Source organism: Bacillus sp. EAC (assembly GCF_002156875.1).
Taxonomy (GTDB): domain Bacteria; phylum Bacillota; class Bacilli; order Bacillales; family Bacillaceae_G; genus Gottfriedia.
Genome location: NZ_NCSY01000010.1, coordinates 167,450 through 184,593 on the forward strand (window position 1 = coordinate 167,450; position 17,144 = coordinate 184,593).

Below are 17,144 nucleotides of genomic sequence, written 5' to 3' on the forward strand. Positions count from 1 at the left end.
AATTAAGTAAATGTAGGTTGATTTCCACCCTAGAATGTTCGCTTTCCGTGGGGCGTGAGTCGAGCCTAGGCCCACACGATGTGGTTCATGCATTCGTTACGACAGGACGTCGTGGTATTGCATGCCTTCCTATTGACGATTGTGGGGTCTTAAGCCTTTCCGCATTTACCTCAGTAATCGAGAACCCTTCCGTTTCAATCAACGTCTGTCTTAAAAGTTACAATAACTAAAGCAACAATTCTTAAAAAAGAGCCTTTAACATAAAACAAGAATTAAACGATATTGAGCCTTAATTTTAAAATCTTTACTCTAACATTATCAAACAAAGTCGTGATTTGGAACTTAAAATGTTACGTCTAAGATTTTCTCAGTTACTCCCATAGTAGAAATCTTTTTATTTAATAGAAGAACTTCACTTTTCCCATCTTTAAGAATTAAAAAAGCTTTCGGCAATATGGCTACCCCTGAACCTGAATAATCCAAATTGACAGCCGTATGACCTTCTCCAAGAATTGCAACCATTTCAAAAAAGGGTATTAAAATGATATTCTCAAAAAATAAAATAGGATCACCAATTAATGTATTTCTGCTAACTAACTCAGAAATTTCTTCACTTAATTCATACAAATATTCATCTTTACCGTCTTTCAATAGAAGTAACCTCCAAAAAGTGCTACATCCATTTTTACCTTTCTTTTAATTTTTAAACATAATTATTTGAGAAAATAGACTTAATTGTAAAAAAATTTAAATTTTCTCTTTACCTTTAAACCGTTTTCATGCATTATTAAGGTGTCAAGTTAAAACTTTCTTATAGGAGAAATGCTCATGAAAATTGCAGAAGCAGGGAATATCATTGAGTTTAAACAGGGGTTAAAAGGTAGAGTTCAGAAAGTAAATAAAAATTCTGTCATTGTTGACATATCCATAATGGAAAACTTTAGAGATTTGGAAATGGAGCCACTTACAGTGGTAAACCATAAAAACTATAAAATAGTAAGAACTGCCGAGTAAAATTAGTAGAAGAAATTTTTTTCTACATAATTCTACTTTATAGATGTAAACATTATTGAACATTCGTTATTTAAATCAGTCTTAGGTCCCGTGTGCTACACGGGACTTTTTTTTATGATTACACTTGTTAACGTGAATGTTTGATAGTTTGATTATAGTTGGACAAAACCTTTTAGAAATAAATGAAAGGAGTGAGTTATTTAGTTTCTTTGTCCAATTCTTTAAAAGATTTTACTTTCTCATGCGGTTGTTGGTTCGTTTTTCTTTCATTCCAGAATCGTTCCTTTTCTTTCTTAGATTTTGTCATAATTGTTCCCTCCGTAAAAAGTAATTTCTAGTCACTTTATCCTTTCACTAATTGGTAGAATATATGTAAACAATTTTCTTACATAAGTATTAAAAATATTTAAAACCATTAACACAAACAAGACACAAGACCGGTGATATTATTTTGAAAATTCTGTAAAACAAATCAGTATGATTTAAAATAATTACCATAATTAGAAAGGAAGGTAATTTATGAACTTTTTAACAAAATTTAGTTTGAAAAATTCAGCAGCTGTATTCATCATTTCATTTTTATTAATATTTGGTGGACTATACTCTTACTCAAAATTAAAAGTAGAGGAACTTCCAGATATAGAGTTTCCTGCAATTTCAGTTCAAGTAATTTATCCAGGTACTGCACCAGAAGATGTTAACGAAAAAATCACATCAAAACTTGAAAACTCATTTAAGTCAATTGAAGGTTTAAAAACACTTTCTAGTTCTTCTTTTGAAAGTGTCTCAGTAATTAATTTAGAATTTCCATTTAATACTGATATGGATAAAGTTGAACAACAGATCAATACGACTATAAAGGATGCTGGTTTACCTGAAAATACAACATCAAAAGTAGACCGCTTTTCGTTTGGGTCATTTCCAATATACTACCTATCATTGTTTTCCAAAAATGAGTCAGACATTGAAAAATTATTAAATGACGAGATCGTTCCTTCCTTAAATAAAATTGAGGGTGTAAACAGTGTAACAATTGGTGGTGGAAAATCTACTTCTCTATCCATTGAAGTAGATAAACAAAAGATTGCCAATTTAGGACTTTCGCTTTCTGGAATAAAAGATCAAATAAATGCAAAGCTACTTTCTTTCCCAGCTGGTAAAATCACTGACGGTGATATTAATGTTCCAATTCGTGTTGAGGAAAAAATAGATACGGTTGAAAAGTTAAAGAACTTAGAATTACAAGCAACAAATTTTGATTCTACTTCTACAAACCAAAATGCAACAAAAACTCAACCAAAAGTATTATTAAGTGATATAGCTAAGATTGAATCAGTTGAATCTCAGGATGAATTAATTCGATATAACAAAAATGATTCCATTTCAATGGCAATTACTAAAAAGCAGGATGCAAATACAGTTGAAGTGGCTGATAAAGTTATTAAAGTATTAAAGAAATATAAAAAAGATATTACTTATAAGGTTGGATATAGCTCAGCAGAAGGCGTAAAACAATCTGTAGAATCCCTTGTTAAAGAAGGTCTATTAGGTGCTATTTTTGCTTCGCTGGCTGTATTAATCTTTTTAAGAAACTTCCGTGCAACATTCATAGCAATCATTTCTATTCCATTATCATTATTGATCACGTCTATCTTCTTACTTCGACTAGATATCACTTTAAATATTATGACACTTGGTGGTATGGCAGTTGCAGTTGGTCGTGTTGTTGATGATAGTATCGTAGTAATTGAAAATATCTTCCGACGTATTCGAAAATCAAAAGAAGGAATTTCAAACGAACTAATTCTTTCATCTACAAAGGAAATTTTAAAGGCGATTACTTCTTCAACAATTACAACAATCGTAGTATTTTTACCACTAGGTGTTGTTGGTGGTTTTACTAGTAAGATTTTCTTACCATTTGCTTTAACAATTGTTTTTTCTCTACTTGCTTCTCTTTTAGTATCTATAACAATTGTTCCTATACTTGCACGTTATTCTTTTAAGAAAGTACCACCTGAAGAAAAAGAAGAAAAATTACAAATTTGGTACGGAAAAGTAATCGAAAAATCATTAAATCGTAAGTGGGTAGTTATCCTATTAGCTATTGTTTTACTTGCAGGCTCATTTTCACTTGTAGGCAGATTAGGTTTCACTTTTATTCCTAATGAGGCTTCAAGAGCAATCATTGCACAATTAGAATTACCTTCATCAACATCATTAGAAAAGACAAATGATGTATCTCTTAAAATCGAAAATATGTTCTTAAATATGAAAGAAGTAAAAGAAGTTTCTACCGGTGTTGGTAGCAGAGACTTTATGACTGGCTTAAAAACTGAAAACAAAGCAAGTTATTTTATTAATTTAAAAGACAGTGCTGATGTTGACACTTTCATTGAAAATACAAAAAGCAAAATGGAAAAAGTTGCTACTTCGGAAGTTAAAGGGGCAAAAGTTGGGCTTCAAGAAAATTCGTCAAGTGGCCCTCCTTCAAACAATAATGTAGATATCAATCTATATTCAACAAATCTTGTTGCACTTCAAGAAAGTGCAAAAAAGGTTGAAGAATATATGAAGAAAAATAATGATTTAAAATATGTAACAAATAATTTCTCTGAGAAACAAAAACAAGTAATTGTATCAGTGGATGAGAAAAAAGCTTCTGAAAATGGTATATCATCAAGTATGATTTTAGGTTTAGTTGCTGATCAAACAAATCCAGTAAATATGGGTACTCTAAAATTAGATGGAAAAGACCAGAATGTACAAATAACATATGATAAGAATCTTACTAAAATAGATGATATTAAAAATATCGCTTTATTCGGCAAATTAGGCCCTATAAAATTAGCTGACGTAGCCGACGTTAAATCAGTTGAAACATTCTCTGCTATCCAAAAATCAGATGGGAAAGTATTTGCGAAAGTTTCTGCTCAAATAAAGGGCAAAGATATCGCAACAGTGACGAATGAAGTAATAAATGGGGTTAAGAAAAACGTTGATTTGCCTTCTGATGTGTCGCTTGAAGGCGGTGGCGGTAGTGATGATACGATGCAAACATTTAAGGATTTAGGAGTAGCTATGGGAGTTGCCATTGGATTAGTTTACTTAACGATGCTAATCGCATTTGGTAAAGCTCGTATTCCATTTATTATCCTTTCTGCGTTAGTGTTCGTACCGATTGGCTCGTTTGTAGCTTTATTCATAGCAGGTGAACCTTTATCAATAAGCGTAATGATTGGTTTATTAATGTTAATTGGTATTGTTACTACAAACGCCATTGTATTAGTTGATCGTATAGGTCAAAATATTGAACAGAAACAATTACCTCTTCGTCAAGCTATTATTGAAGGTGGTAAAACTCGACTTCGTCCAATCTTAATGACAGCCTTTGCGACAATTGCAGCACTTTTACCTTTAGCATTAACAACATCTACAGGAACGTTAATTTCGAAAGGATTAGCAATTACAGTAATAGGTGGTTTAACATCTTCTACTTTATTAACATTAGTGTTCATACCAGTTGTTTACGAATTATTTTTCTCAAGTAGAAAAAAGAAATCACTGAAAACTGACCGACCTGCTAAAGTAGTAAATAACTAAATAGAATTGAAAAGAGAAAGTTTGTAAACTTTCTCTTTTTTCTTTCTTATTAAACAAAAAAGCTTCGACCCAATCTGGGTCGAAACTTTTTTATAAATTACTGTCATTTACTGAATCTAGCCATTTTCTAACTGGCTCCAATGTTTGTTCAATACATCCTTCTTTAAATGGAGATTCCAGTTTTGCATCACTTACTAATCCTAAAAACGATTTACTTCCGCCTAGTTGACATAGTCCCACATAATCCGACCAGGCTGCATCACGGTCCTCGTGCATTTTATTCCAAAATTGCAACGCACAAATTTGAGCTAGCGTATAGTCAATATAATAGAATGGCGATTGATAAATATGACCTTGTCTCTGCCATAGTCCACCTTTTTCTAAATAACTATTTCCATCATTTACTCGGTGCGGTAAATATTTATCCTCAATATTCTTCCATAAGCTATGGCGCTCTTCTTTAGATAATTCAGGGTTCTCATAGATTGCGTGCTGGAACTCATCCACAGCTACTCCATAGCTAATAAATGTTACTGCACTGCTCAAATGAGTAAAATAATATTTTTCAGTATCTTCTTTAAAGAAATTCTCTTGCCATGGCCAAGTGAAGAATTCCATACTCATTGAATGGATCTCACAAGCCTCATATGTCGGCCAATTATATTCAGGTGTATTAAATTTTCTACTCTCATATACTTGAAACGCATGACCTGCTTCATGTGTCAGTACATCGACATCACCTGATGTCCCATTAAAATTAGAGAAAATAAATGGCGCTTTATAGTTAGGGATATACGTACAATATCCTCCACCTTGCTTACCTTCTTTTGCGACTAAATCAAGTAGGTTCTCATCTAGCATAAATTGGAAGAATTCACTTGTTTCTTTTGATAGTTCATCATACATTTTTTTACCATTCTCAATAATCCACTCAGGATTACCTTTTGGTGTTGCATTCCCAGTGACAAACTCAAATTTATCATCAAAATAATAAAGTTTATCAACACCAATTCGATTTGCTTGACGCTCTCTTAATTCAGTTGCAATTGGAACAATTGTCTCATAAACTTGATCTCTAAATTTCTTTACATCAGTTGCATTATAATCGGTCCTTAACATACGAGTGTAACCTAATTCAACAAAATTCTTAAAACCTAGTTTCTTTGCAATTCCAGAACGGATTTTAACTAATTTATCATAAATCTCATCGAATTTCTCTTGGTTCTCTGAGAAGTATCCAAAGTATGTATCATATGCTACTTTTCGTACTTCCCTATCTTTATCCTCAAAATAAGCTGAAATTTGTGCTAATGTTTTCACTTCACCATAAAAAGGTAGTTTTGCAGCGGCCACTAACTTAGCATACTCAGTTGTTAATTTATTTTCTTCCTGTAAATCTGGAATGACTTCTTCATTTAAGATTTTCACTTCACATTCAGCAAGTGCAAATAATTGTTCGCCGTACTTTTCTTCAAGCTGTTCTCTAAAAGGGGAACCAATTAGTGCTTTATAATATTGTTGGCCATAAGATTGAACAATTGGTGTATTCTCATCAAAAAATGCCTGTTCTTCTTCATAAAATTTATCATTCGTATCAACAGAATGGCGTACAGCACAAATATTTTCCATTGTACTAAATTCATTTCTCATATCATTAATTTCATTCATCGCTAATTCTTGTTCGTATACAGTGGAAGCATCATAAAAGTTTTGTAATAGTTTTTTAAATTCTTCTTTTATGTTTTTCATATTTGGTCTTGAATATTGGTAATCTTGAAATCCCATCTTTATCCCTCCATTTTGTGTGATATTGCTATTATATATAAAAAAGACAAGTAAAAAAACCAAAATTTAATAAAAATCTGAAAATTTAAAATTATTATCTTAGAACTAGATAAGTATTATTTTTAACCGATAGTAATATAGAAGGTCAGTTTATCTTGTTTGAAAAATGATACAAATTAACCTTTTCCTTTATTTTTTGAATACTTACAATAAATTTAGAGAAATTTTTACATTTTTATACAAATAAACTGCAAATTAGACATAATTTACTTAGACATAAAGATTTAATAGAGAGAGGAACATTGGGGACTATGGATAAAAGCTCGATTATAGGTATTATTTTAGGATTTATTGCAGTAGGAGTTGGAATGGTACTGAAAGGTGTTTCACCTTCTGTACTTATGAATCCAGCAGCTATACTTATTATTATCGCTGGAACTATTGCAGCTGTATCAATTGCATTTCCAACAAGTGAATTAAAACGAATTCCATCATTATTTAAAATCATTTTTGGAAACGAAGAAAAAGAAAGTGTCCTTGATGTTATTCAATTGTTTTCTGATTTAGCAGTTGTAGCTAGAAGAGACGGATTATTAGCGTTAGAAGCAAAACTAAATGAAATCGAAGATCCATTTTTAAAATCAGGATTAACATTAGCAATTGACGGACAATCACCTGAATATATTAGAGACGTTTTAGATGAAGAAATTGATGCAATGAAAGAAAGACATAATGCAGGAGCCCTAATTTTTACACAAGCTGGCACATACGCTCCAACTCTTGGCGTACTAGGTGCAGTTGTAGGTCTTATCGCAGCACTTGGTAATTTGAGTGATACAAATTTATTAGGTCACGCAATTGCCGCAGCTTTCGTAGCAACATTAATGGGTATTTTTACAGGTTATGTACTTTGGCATCCATTTGCAAATAAGTTAAAACGTAAATCTAAATCAGAAATTAAAAGAAAAGAAATTATGATTGAAGGTATTTTATCAGTATTAGAAGGTCAACCTCCAAGATTAATTGAGCAAAAATTAGCAGTATACTTACCTATTAAGGACCGTTTGTTAATCAATTCAGGTGGAGAGAAAATGGATGAGTAAGAAGCGAAAAAATCACGACCATGAAGAACATATTGATGAAAGTTGGCTTATCCCTTACGCGGATTTATTAACTTTATTATTAGCTCTTTTTATTGTCTTATTTGCCTCAAGTAATGTTGATGCAACAAAGTTCAAACAAATCTCAGAATCTTTCACGACAATATTTAGTGGCGGAACAGGCGTGATGACCTACCCTGCTGAAAGCGAACCTAGTCAAGCAAATAATAATAAAAATGATGAAGATAAAAAAGGACAAGGTGCAACATCTCAAAAAGATTTACAAGAAATGAAAGATAAAATTGATAAGTATATTGCTAGAAGTAAACTACAAGGCAGCTTAAAAACTCAATTAACAGATGAAGGTTTATTAATTACCATTACAAATGATGTATTATTTGATTCAGGTAGTGCAATAGTACGTACTGATGAAAAAAGTATCGCAACACAAATCTCAAGTTTATTAATTTCAAACCCTCCATTAAGTGTCATAATTTCTGGACACACGGATAATGTACCGATCAAAAATGATTTGTTTCAAGATAACTGGGATTTAAGTGTAACGCGTGCTGTAAACTTTATGAAAATCATGTTAGAAAATAAACATCTTAAACCACAACTTTTTAGCGCAAAAGGTTATGGAGAATATCAACCAATTGCTAGTAATCACACGAATAAAGGTAGAGCAAAAAATAGACGTGTTGAAATTTTAGTGCTACCACATGACAAAAATCCAAAAACAAATTAAATTTAAAAAAGCTCATTAATCAATGAGCTTTTTTAATTTGATTCATGATAGCCTATTTTCTTTAATAAATGAATTAAGAAGTTTTTTTCTTCATCCGAAAGATCACTCATCTGTTCATGCAAGAATTGTTCATGAATTGGAAAAATCTCATTCATTAATTCATTTCCGCTCGATGTTATTTCTGCATAGATTACTCTTCGATCTTCGCTACATGGATTTCGTACGACTAATCCCTTTTTTTCTAGCTTGTCTACTACATATGTAATGCTTCCGCTCGCAATGAGAATTTTTTCACCAATATGCTGAAGTGGCTGATTTCCCTTATGATACAATAATTCCAAAACAGCAAATTCAGTTGGATTTAAATTAAATTCAGCAATAGATTTATTTGCAGAATCATTTATTTTCCGATGCGCACGAGACAATACAATAAATAGCTTTAAAGAAAGTTCAATCTCTTCTCTATTTGTATGATTCATACCAAAACCCCTTCTTTCACTTCGATAACTCTATCTATTTTATGAATTAATTATTGATTCATATTACGATTTTCCAAAGAAAAGGTTTGATTTGATTTTCTCTGGAATACCTTTTGATATGAAACAATTAGCTCGTCCAATTCTTGGCTTGCTCTTAAAGTCAATTGTTCATTTAATCCTTTAGTTTCTGCAAAAAATACCATTTCTTCTCGTTTTAATGAGATTGATACTAATAAATGGTTTAATTGAGATTCATTCATTAATCTATTTTCCCTTCTTCAGGATTATTATTTTTATTCTACACTTGAGATGGCTTAATAGAATGTTTAGATATAATAACCATTTTATCTTTTTTTACATATAAAGATACAAGCAATATGAAACCTACTAAGATTTACTTAGTAGGTCTTTTATTAGTTTATGAAATATTCATTCTTACTTTATTAAATTAGACGACTTTCTACGAATTCCTTCTTATAATGATTATTTTTGATATAATCTTACCATAAATCAGTTAAATCTTAAACTTTCATTTAAAAAGCTTCTATATATATTACTGCATTTATTGGATTTCTAAAAAAAGAAAACCTATTGAATGAAACTTGTCGTAACTTTTTGTTGTTGTTGATCTATCTCCACTCCAGGATGCTCGCTTTCCGTGGGGCAGGTGTCGAGCCTCATCGCCGCATTCGCGTCTGCGGGGTCTCACCTGTCCGACTTCTCCCACAGGAGTATCGCACCTTCCGTTTCAATCATTTTCTTTTATTATCAGAATGCAATAATAAAACAGTTCTAAAAAGCACTCCTTAAAAGGGAACTTTTAAAATAATGGTTTTTGTAAACTTTGTTTTTAAAAACAGTAGTCCTTTAGAAAAAAGCCAATATAAATTATAAAATAAAAAACTGAAATGATTGGAATCAAGTTACCAATACATTTCAGTTTTTGTTGTCTAATTACCTGCTTTAATTTTATGGCCTTGAATCATCATTAATTTTACTTTATAACTAATTAAAAATTCAATTCCTTCTAACCATTTTTTGGTTTCAAGTGGTGACCGTCCCCATACTGTTATCCCATGATTTCTAACAAGTACCGCTCCAAAATCATTTGTTAAAAATGGTGTGTATGAACGTTTAAATGTGTCCATATCTTGTGCATTTTCAATAATTGGAACTGTTATTTTATTTTCCAAATAAGAACCCGTTAAAATATGAATCAACTCATTATTCTCAAGTTCGACCTTACCTTCATCTCCGAATAGTTCAGAAATGATATTATTATCTACCGTATGTACATGTAGCACACAAGTAGCAGATGTTCTTTCATATATATTAGCATGAATAAGTGTTTCGATTGAAGGCTTCAATAATGTATCAAATACCGGTTCGCCTAGATCATTTACGACAATAAACTCCTCATCACATCGGTCCCTTTTATCCTTTTCATCTGCTGTTACAAGAAATAATAATGGATCATCTGAAATCTTCATTGATAAATTACCACTTGTACCGAAAAACCAATCTCTTTTTGCTAAATCGCACTTAATATTTGCAAGCTTTTTCCATTGTTCTAAAAATATACTCATCCTTACACCTCCATATAATTAGACTATCTATAGTTACACCGTTAAAAATTCAAACTATTCTTACTATTTAATGGAATTATGTCATGTTTCAGACTTCATTGTCAATAGTTCTAAGTAAATGAACAACCTTCAATTATCTACAACATTTCACTTTTTTTGATATCAATTAATCATTTAATACTTTTTTTACTTCCTGTTTAGACAGGACTCCAATTTTACTGCAAATATATGTGAAAAAAATAACTTTCTTTTTCATTTTACAGTCCCTTCTTTCCCTAGGGAAACTTTTTTGTGTGTAGTAAATTATATGAACATTAAGTTAAAAGGTGATGATTAGTATGATAAAAAAACATTTGTTCACTAATTTAGATATTCTTTTAATTTATGATAAAATAAATCGACAATAATAAAGAACGAGGTATTCAAATGAAAGCAGTTTTAGCAACTTTAAATGCAAAGTATATCCATACTAACTTAGGCATTAGGTATATTAAAGCCTATGCTCAGCCTGAATATGAGATTGACCTTGCAGAATATACGATTAAAGACCCAAGCCTAAATATCATTACTGATTTATATAAACGCAAGCCGAAAATAGTTGGCTTTAGTTGTTATATTTGGAATATAGAACAAACAATCGAAGTAATTCAAATGTATAAAAAAATCGATCCTTCCGTTACCATTTTTGTTGGTGGACCTGAAGTAAGCTATGATGTAAATTATTGGTTAGATCGTGTAAAGGAAATTGACGTTGTTGTAGTTGGTGAAGGAGAAATAACAGTTAAGAAGTTACTCCAAGCCATCGAAAATAATGAACCTTTTACGAAAATAAGTGGGATAGGTTATAGAGATGAAGGCAAAAACATTATTAAACCTCAAACTGAGAAACTTGATTTAACTTCTCTTCCTTCACCGTATAGGTTTAAAGAGGATCTCCCTTTTCTAGGTAAGAGAATTCAATATATTGAAACGAGCCGTGGCTGTCCATTTAATTGCCAATTTTGTTTATCTTCTATTGAAGTAGGCGTACGCTATTTTAATCGTGAAGTCATTAAGGACGACATTCGTTACCTTATGGCTAATGGAGCAAAGGTATTTAAATTTGTCGATCGAACTTTTAATATTAGTCGAAGTTATGCCATGGATATGTTTCAATTCTTAATTGATGAACATGTCCCAGGTACAGTTTTCCAATTTGAAATAACTGGTGATATCATGCGACCTGAGGTTATTGAGTTTTTAAATGAAAATGCACCTAAAGGTTTATTTCGATTTGAGATTGGGGTCCAATCAACTAATGATGCGACAAATGAGCTAGTAATGCGAAGACAAAACTTCGAAAAACTTTGCCGTACTGTTACTCTAGTTCGTGATGGTGAAAAAATCGATCAACATTTAGATTTAATAGCAGGGTTACCTGAGGAAGACTATAATTCATTCCGTCAAACATTTAATGATGTTTTCGCTTTACGCCCTGAAGAATTACAGCTTGGATTTTTAAAAATGCTACGTGGGACTGGTGTACGATTAAGAGCCCATGAACATGATTATGTATATATGGATTATGCACCTTATGAAGTATTAGGTAATAATATCCTTTCATTTGAAGACATCGTGAAAATTAAACAGGTTGAAGATGTTTTAGAAAAATATTGGAATGATCACCGAACAAATAATACAATTGAGTATTTAATTGGTCACGAATTTGAAAGTCCATTTGATTTCTTCCAACAATTTGGTTCATATTGGGAAGAGCGTGGCTGGTCTAGAATTGGACACCAGCTTGAAGATTTATTTAAGCGATTAAACGAATTTTTAAATCATTATTCAATCAAATATAAATCACTTACCAAAGATATTATGAAATTAGATTATTATTTAAATCATAAATACAAACCTCGTAAACCATGGTGGGACGATTTAACTGAACATGAGTTTACAAAATCAGTTTATAAAAGAGTCATCGAGCAACCTGAAGTCTTAGGAAATGATTTTATTGATTTAGAATTAAATGAAAAAGAACTATATAAACATACATTGGTTGAACCACTTTCATTTGATGTTGAACATTTCTTAAAAACAAAAGAATTTCGAACTGGAAGTTACGCAATGCTTGTATATTTTTCACCGAAAACATTAAAGCCAACATTTTTCACTTTAGAGGCATAACCTAAATAGGACAGAATCTATTAACTGCATCCCAATTGATTATATGATGAACAATTGAAGGTGCGGTTCTAAAATAGATTTCTGTCCTTTTGTATTTAATTTTTTTAAATAGCAAACAATATTAATGAAGACGAGGTGATAAAAATGAATCGAAAAAAGGAAGAACAAACAGTTGAATCTCCAGTATTAAACGAAACCTTACCACATATTTCTAATTTCCCTTCGTTTAAAGGTACTGAAATTAAAATGGAAGAGCCGTTTATTAACTCACAGGGTGTCGTCATTGGAGATAGTAAATACAGCTCGCCTAATTCACCGTTAAATAACTGGTCAGATGATGTTGATCCCTCTATAATGGCAGGTGATGAATGGATTCATCCAACAAATGATATTGGTTGGGCAACTGAAGAGAATACAGATTTATTAGAAACAAAAAAAAGAGAACCAACGAAACAATTTATGCATCCACAGCATGAAACTAGAGATTAATACGAGTAGAGTTAAGGGAATTACGTTTAGAGGATGAAAGAATTGAAAGTACCACATACTTTTGTTTCTCTTGACACTTACTATCCCCTTAACTTTGCTCTTTTCTTTTTAACTTTTAATATTATTCGAACAACATCACATTTAAATCTCTATATTTCATAGAAATTAACATATGTAATTGCGCTCGATGATGCGTAAAATGGACTAAAATCTCTAATAACCATTCAAACCTGGTATATTCCACTCCCCAGTAAGAGGAAACTTTTTTTGCCAATTCTTCTTCTGTAAGGATTGAATACTCTGACTCTAAAGATTTCAGTCCACTTGTTAAAAGTTTTTTCATTTCATCTATTGAGCGACAATTGACTGATTGATAATATTGATTCATTTCTTCTTTTAAAGTTCCCTTACTTATTAATAAATCCGCTTCAATTAATTCACATAAATGTTGAACTAACTCCCCGATTGATTTCTTTTCCTCAAGGAGACGAAAATTCATATCATTATGATCTAACCTATTTACCATATGCAATACACTTTCGACTGAAAACCTCAATTGATGGATTACATTCTCTATATACAAAACTAAAGCCTCCCTTTTTCAACTCAATTTAAACCATGGAAAACTATCTTCTACTATACTTTAACATCGTACAACATACCTGTCTCAACATTCATACTTTTTTCATTTTATGATCCTTACTTACCTTTTTAACTTACTTCATCTACTTTTTACAGCACTCAACTGTCATAGTACGAAGAATTTTAGAATAAATATAAAGTGGTACAGAATAGGAGGGACAAAATGAGAACATTAGCATGGCATGAAACCATGGAATTACATGAGATTGTGGCAGCAACAACTTATTATCTTTATAAGCTTAAAACAAACATAAAAAATATATCTGATCCTGGGTTAAAAGAATTATATAAGATGTCAATCGGGAAGTTGGAGAATAATTTAAGAGATTTACTCCAGTTCATGAGTAATATTACAGTCGGACAAAGGGATGCGGCCTCTGATAAATTAGCAAGTGAAATGTCAGCTGAAGATCTACTATCAGCTACTAAGGTGTTAATCAAAATGTACTCACATGCAATTACAGAAACGGCTACAGCAGAACTTAGAGATGTATTTGTTAAACAATTACTTGCCGTGATTGACATGCATACACAAATCTATAATTATCTATCTAAACAAGGTGAATATTCCGCTTATAATATAAATAAATTAATCGAAAATGATGCGAAAAAAGCAGCTGATGTACTCAAAATGACATATTAAAAAAATGGACGTATTTTACGTCCATTTTTTTAATCTTTATTGAAGTTTTTATTATCTAATTTTGTTACTTTCTCAGCTGCTAAATGATGATAGTTTTTAGTATTTTCGACTAATTTTATTAAATTCATATAGGTTTGTTTTGCACCTAAAACAAGTAAGGGTACACCTATAAAATCAATATGTAAAAACCTAGATGTAAATCCACCTAATGTCATTGCAAGTGGTACTGTTGGAGATGTGCTTGATAAAATAATTTTATCGTCATTATTTAATAATATTAAACCTAAACTTTCAATCGCATTTGGTACATTTTTAGTATATCTTTTTGCGACTGTATAGACTTTATCACCATTTTCATCTTCACCATGATAAAAAATTTTCCCACCATCTTTAGGTTTTAATTTATTAAATAAATAAACATTCTTCACTTCATCATCAGTAGGTTTGCGATCCATCGGTAATTGTTTTAAATGGTAAGCTGCTGCAAGAGGTGAGGAGTGCGTACCTCCAAAACAGTAATATATATAATATTTCATTCATCTCATCCTTAATTTTATAATATTTATCTTTTTTAGGCTGTTTTCATAAACTTTGTAGCAATAAAAAAAATTCGTCGATTTCCACTCCAGAATGCTCGCTTTTAGTGGTCCGTGCGATGAGCCTGGGCCCACATGATGTGAGCCATGCATGCGTTACGACGGGACGTCGCGGTATTCTATGCCTACCTTTTTGAAGACTGTTAAGGTCCCATCTATACCGCTACACCTACAGCAGTCTCGCACCTTCTGTTCCAATCATATATTTATAGTTTGTTTTAAAAGCCTTTTTAATAATCAATAAAAAAAGCGACATTTTTAATACGTATGTAAATGCAATTGCTTTGAATCCCATTCAGCAAAACAAACTTGTTTTAGTGTTAAATTAGCTTCAGAAAGTTTCTTTTGAACCCACTTCTCATCTTTTTTCAACGACTTAAGGGATCTCTGAATGATTTTGCCATCACTAATAATGATTAAAGGTAGAAATTCTTTTTCTAATTGTAATTTTAAATCCTGCTTAGTAGGAGTATCAAAATTTGATTTCTTTAGTACACTGATTGAACCATCGTTTTCTAAAATAGCAAAAGCAACTTCATTAACCGAAAATGTATCCTTTGCTCTAAGTAATTGAAATAGTTGATCTACATCTAATCTATTTCGTTTCAACTCACTCCATTGTATATTGCCATTCTTAATGACGATTGAAGGATCACCTTCTAGTAGTCTTCTTCCCTTAAGGGATTTTTGTGTAATAATTTCCGTAACAAGTACAAGCGCTCCCCAAGTAAAGATACTAAATAAGATTTTAGGTAAATTTGCTTCCTTATCGTAAATTGCATCACCCAATATATTTCCGAGTACAAGCGAAGAAATTAAATCAAATGGAGTAATTTGACTGATCTGAGTCTTTCCTAAAAATTTAACGACTATAAAAAGAGCGATATATCCAAAAAACAATTCACTTAATATTTCCAAATATCCCATTTCATACACTCCTAAATTTTTATTGCCTATTAAATTTTCTTACTACTTAATTCTTTTTATACATTTTATATTGGAAACTTCTAAAATTTATTTACTATCCATATATAAATGAGCATCAGGATGAGAGCCAGTCGTAACTAAATCTTTTAATATATTAGCTAAAATATAACCATAAACTGTTCCATTTCCTCCATATGCCATTAGAAAATAGCAGTTTGGAAATTCATCGTATTGTCTGATCATAGGTAGGCCAGTATGCGTACCTCCAAAAACACCTGTCCAGTAGTATTCCGCTTTTGCCTCCTCATATTGCGGGAATAATTCGATGAGCTTTTCGATGAGTTGTTCTTTTTTATGATGTAACATTGATTCTCGTTTTTCCGACAGAACAGTAGACTCGTCAAGACCACCAACAATTATTCTGCCGTCCACTGTGGTTCGTAAATATAAATAAGGTCTTGCTGTCTCCCATATCAAACAATTCTCAAACCAAGCGTTATGATTAAGTAATGGTTGTGTAGCTATTGCGAACGTAGAAGATAATATGGCATTCTTTTCACTTTTAACTTCTAAAGATTCATATCCGCCTGCAAAAATCACTTTTTTTGCTTTAATTGTTTTCTTATTATGAGTAAATATTTGAACACCATCACTCGTACCAATAATTCGGGTAACTTCTGTATCACTATACACTTTTACATTCCTTTTCATTGCATACTGTAATAAAGCATGTGAACATTTAAATGGATTGACCTCCGCATCATTACCTGAGTATAATGCAAATTCCTTATTCATTTTAAACGTCTCTTTTATTTTTGAGTTGGAGAGTTGTTCAACTTTAAATCCGTTTTCATTTAATGTACGATATTCAATTTCTAGCATTTCTTTTCCATCCGAATCACTCGCATAATACAAGCTATTCCTTTTTTTAAAGTCTGGATTAAAATCGAATGTTTGAACCATCTTTTCAAAACCATCAATGGCATCTTGGCATAGTTGATAATGTCGAACTGCTTTTGCTTTACCATATGAATTGATAAAGGAGTATAGTGGTTTATCATTTGAATATTGTAATAGCCCTGTGTTTGCACTTGTACTTCCATGTGCTATATTTCGTTTATCAATGACCACTACTTTAGCACCCGTTTCACTTAAAGCATATGCACACAGGCTCCCTGACTCTCCGCTACCAACTATGACAAAGTCACATGTAATGTCTTCATCCAATGGTTTTACTGTTTCATATCTATTTGTATAGGTTGTTGGCCAATAAAGCATACCACTTATAACTTTCATATTTTTCTCCTTTCACCTTTTGTCTAATGCTAGTTTTTGTCAGTTACATGAAAAAAATCCCACTTTT

The 17,144-nt window shown here is 31.6% G+C and carries 17 protein-coding genes; 7 read left to right on the plus strand and 10 right to left on the minus strand.

What is annotated here, in order from left to right; all coding sequences use genetic code 11:
- Positions 1-342: 342 nt before the first annotated feature.
- A complete protein-coding gene (locus B7R65_RS16890; RefSeq protein ID WP_088044009.1) occupies positions 343-651 on the minus strand; it encodes a hypothetical protein in 309 nt (102 codons plus the stop codon).
- A 177-nt stretch (positions 652-828) separates the two neighbouring features.
- Between B7R65_RS16890 and B7R65_RS16895 the strand changes: the two genes are divergently transcribed.
- On the plus strand, positions 829-1,014 hold the full coding sequence (locus B7R65_RS16895; RefSeq protein ID WP_069035503.1) for a YkvS family protein: 186 nt from the start codon (positions 829-831) through the stop codon (positions 1,012-1,014).
- 196 nt (positions 1,015-1,210) lie between these two features.
- Here B7R65_RS16895 and B7R65_RS21835 read toward each other — a convergent pair whose 3' ends face one another.
- A complete protein-coding gene (locus B7R65_RS21835) occupies positions 1,211-1,321 on the minus strand; it encodes a DUF6254 family protein (RefSeq protein WP_256941376.1) in 111 nt (36 codons plus the stop codon).
- A 212-nt stretch (positions 1,322-1,533) separates the two neighbouring features.
- On the opposite strand from B7R65_RS21835, the gene B7R65_RS16900 reads away from it, so the two are divergent.
- Positions 1,534-4,617 (plus strand): efflux RND transporter permease subunit, encoded by a 3,084-nt coding sequence (locus tag B7R65_RS16900; RefSeq protein WP_088044010.1) that lies wholly within the window; start codon positions 1,534-1,536, stop codon positions 4,615-4,617.
- A 90-nt stretch (positions 4,618-4,707) separates the two neighbouring features.
- Here the strand turns inward: B7R65_RS16900 and B7R65_RS16905 are convergent, their stop codons facing one another.
- Complete coding sequence (locus B7R65_RS16905) at positions 4,708-6,402, minus strand: M3 family oligoendopeptidase (protein ID WP_088044011.1); 1,695 nt, start codon at positions 6,400-6,402, stop codon at positions 4,708-4,710.
- Between the two features lie 311 nt (positions 6,403-6,713).
- Here B7R65_RS16905 and motA point away from each other — a divergent pair, with 311 nt between their 5' ends.
- Both motA and motB read left to right on the plus strand, forming a co-directional pair.
- On the plus strand, positions 6,714-7,505 hold the full coding sequence (gene motA / locus B7R65_RS16910) for a flagellar motor stator protein MotA (protein ID WP_088044012.1): 792 nt from the start codon (positions 6,714-6,716) through the stop codon (positions 7,503-7,505).
- Positions 7,498-8,250: a flagellar motor protein MotB gene (gene motB, locus B7R65_RS16915; RefSeq protein ID WP_088044013.1), complete on the plus strand. Its 753-nt coding sequence runs from the start codon at positions 7,498-7,500 to the stop codon at positions 8,248-8,250. The genes motA and motB overlap by 8 nt, the downstream gene beginning before the upstream one ends.
- A gap of 32 nt (positions 8,251-8,282) precedes the next feature.
- Here motB and B7R65_RS16920 read toward each other — a convergent pair whose 3' ends face one another.
- From B7R65_RS16920 to mtnB, 3 genes are all read right to left on the minus strand, one after another.
- The gene (locus B7R65_RS16920; protein WP_088044014.1) at positions 8,283-8,729 is read right to left on the minus strand and encodes a MarR family winged helix-turn-helix transcriptional regulator; all 447 of its coding nucleotides are present in this window, start codon (positions 8,727-8,729) and stop codon (positions 8,283-8,285) included.
- A 50-nt stretch (positions 8,730-8,779) separates the two neighbouring features.
- Positions 8,780-8,989 (minus strand): aspartyl-phosphate phosphatase Spo0E family protein, encoded by a 210-nt coding sequence (locus B7R65_RS16925; protein WP_088044015.1) that lies wholly within the window; start codon positions 8,987-8,989, stop codon positions 8,780-8,782.
- 690 nt (positions 8,990-9,679) lie between these two features.
- Positions 9,680-10,315 carry a methylthioribulose 1-phosphate dehydratase gene (gene mtnB, locus B7R65_RS16930; RefSeq protein ID WP_088044016.1) on the minus strand — a complete coding sequence of 212 codons (636 nt, stop codon included), beginning with the start codon at positions 10,313-10,315 and terminating at the stop codon, positions 9,680-9,682.
- Positions 10,316-10,741: 426 nt separating this feature from the next.
- Here mtnB and B7R65_RS16935 point away from each other — a divergent pair, with 426 nt between their 5' ends.
- Both B7R65_RS16935 and B7R65_RS16940 read left to right on the plus strand, forming a co-directional pair.
- Positions 10,742-12,484, plus strand: a complete 1,743-nt coding sequence (locus B7R65_RS16935; protein WP_088044017.1) for a B12-binding domain-containing radical SAM protein — start codon at positions 10,742-10,744, stop codon at positions 12,482-12,484.
- Between the two features lie 144 nt (positions 12,485-12,628).
- Positions 12,629-12,973 (plus strand): DUF3905 domain-containing protein, encoded by a 345-nt coding sequence (locus B7R65_RS16940; RefSeq protein WP_088044018.1) that lies wholly within the window; start codon positions 12,629-12,631, stop codon positions 12,971-12,973.
- Positions 12,974-13,094: 121 nt separating this feature from the next.
- Here the strand turns inward: B7R65_RS16940 and B7R65_RS16945 are convergent, their stop codons facing one another.
- Positions 13,095-13,556 (minus strand): DinB family protein, encoded by a 462-nt coding sequence (locus tag B7R65_RS16945; protein ID WP_088044019.1) that lies wholly within the window; start codon positions 13,554-13,556, stop codon positions 13,095-13,097.
- 222 nt (positions 13,557-13,778) lie between these two features.
- On the opposite strand from B7R65_RS16945, the gene B7R65_RS16950 reads away from it, so the two are divergent.
- Complete coding sequence (locus B7R65_RS16950; protein ID WP_088044020.1) at positions 13,779-14,258, plus strand: spore coat protein; 480 nt, start codon at positions 13,779-13,781, stop codon at positions 14,256-14,258.
- 29 nt (positions 14,259-14,287) lie between these two features.
- Here B7R65_RS16950 and B7R65_RS16955 read toward each other — a convergent pair whose 3' ends face one another.
- The 3 genes from B7R65_RS16955 to B7R65_RS16965 all read right to left on the minus strand — a co-directional run bounded on the left by B7R65_RS16955 (position 14,288) and on the right by B7R65_RS16965 (position 17,077).
- Positions 14,288-14,794 carry a DUF3189 family protein gene (locus B7R65_RS16955; protein ID WP_088044021.1) on the minus strand — a complete coding sequence of 169 codons (507 nt, stop codon included), beginning with the start codon at positions 14,792-14,794 and terminating at the stop codon, positions 14,288-14,290.
- 318 nt (positions 14,795-15,112) lie between these two features.
- Entirely contained in the window at positions 15,113-15,781 is a 669-nt protein-coding gene (locus B7R65_RS16960) for a DUF421 domain-containing protein (RefSeq protein ID WP_088044022.1), read from the minus strand.
- Positions 15,782-15,868: 87 nt separating this feature from the next.
- Positions 15,869-17,077: an NAD(P)/FAD-dependent oxidoreductase gene (locus B7R65_RS16965; RefSeq protein WP_088044023.1), complete on the minus strand. Its 1,209-nt coding sequence runs from the start codon at positions 17,075-17,077 to the stop codon at positions 15,869-15,871.
- Positions 17,078-17,144: the final 67 nt, after the last annotated feature.